This window comes from Zooshikella ganghwensis DSM 15267, assembly GCF_000428585.1.
Taxonomy (GTDB): Bacteria; Pseudomonadota; Gammaproteobacteria; order Pseudomonadales; family Zooshikellaceae; genus Zooshikella; species Zooshikella ganghwensis.
This window is the reverse complement of sequence record NZ_AUAF01000409.1, coordinates 1-1,142: the sequence shown is the minus strand read 5'-3', so window position 1 is coordinate 1,142 and position 1,142 is coordinate 1. Positions and strand designations below refer to the sequence as shown.

Annotated in this window: 1 protein-coding gene; it reads left to right on the top strand. The window is 44.7% G+C overall.

Features of this window, described 5'->3' with window-relative positions; translation table 11 throughout:
- Positions 1-1,142 (top strand): terminase large subunit domain-containing protein (locus tag F607_RS0127385; RefSeq protein WP_027710511.1); only part of this gene is annotated, 1,142 nt, incomplete at both ends.

The following is a 1,142-nucleotide window of genomic DNA, read 5'->3' as shown; positions in this document are numbered from 1 at the left end:
TATTTAAAAAGCCGACAGATTGGGCTGACCTATTACTTTGCCGGTGAGGCCTTTGCTGATGCCATCCTCAGTGGTGATAACCAAATCTTTTTATCGGCCAGCCGTTCCCAAGCCGAAGTATTCCGCAATTACATCCTTCAATTTGCCAAGGACTGGTTTGATATTGAATTGAAAGGTGACCCCATTACCTTAAGCAATGGTGCTGAATTACGTTTTGTGTCCACCAATGCCAGCACCGCGCAAAGTTATCATGGTCATGTCTATACCGATGAATACTTTTGGATACCGAAATTTAAAAAGATTAATACCGTTGCTTCAGGCATGGCCATGCATAAGAAGTGGCGTAAGACGTATTTTTCAACACCCAGCGCCGTGGGTCATGAAGCGTATCCTTTCTGGACCGGGCAAGCCTTTAAAAAGAAACACCCTGATCAAGCATTCCCTAGCGATGCCGAATTATCAAAAGGTATGTTATGCGCTGATGGCCAGTTTCGACAAATTATCACCATTGAAGATGCGATTGCGGGGGGTTGTGATTTATTTGATATCGACCAGTTACGCTTAGAGTATTCAGAAGACGAATTCAATAACCTACTGATGTGTCAGTTTATTGATGATAAACAAAGTGTCTTCAAGTTAACGGATTTAGAAAAATGTTGTTCTGATCGTTTATTCTGGTTGGATTACGATCCTCATGAAGCTCGCCCCTTTGCGGATAATGAAGTTTGGTTGGGCTTTGATCCTAGCCGCACCCAAGATGCCGCCACCTGTGTCGTTTTAGCCCCACCCAACCCGGCGTATGGTGACCGGTTTAGGGTACTAGAAAAACATCAGTGGTATAACGCTGACTTTTCCTATCAGGCAGAGCAGATTAGACAGCTGACACATCGCTTTAATGTACAACACATAGGGATTGATATTACCGGTATTGGTCGGGGTGTCTACGACCTCGTACGGGGCTTTTTCCCGTTTGCCCGCGCTATCAATTACAGTGTCGACACTAAAAATCAATTGGTATTAAAAGGGCTAGATGTGATTCGCAAAGGCCGCTTAGCATTTGATGCGGAGATGACCGATATTCCTCACGCCTTTTTAACCATCAAACAAACCACTACCCCAAGCGGCCAAATCACCTACAGTGC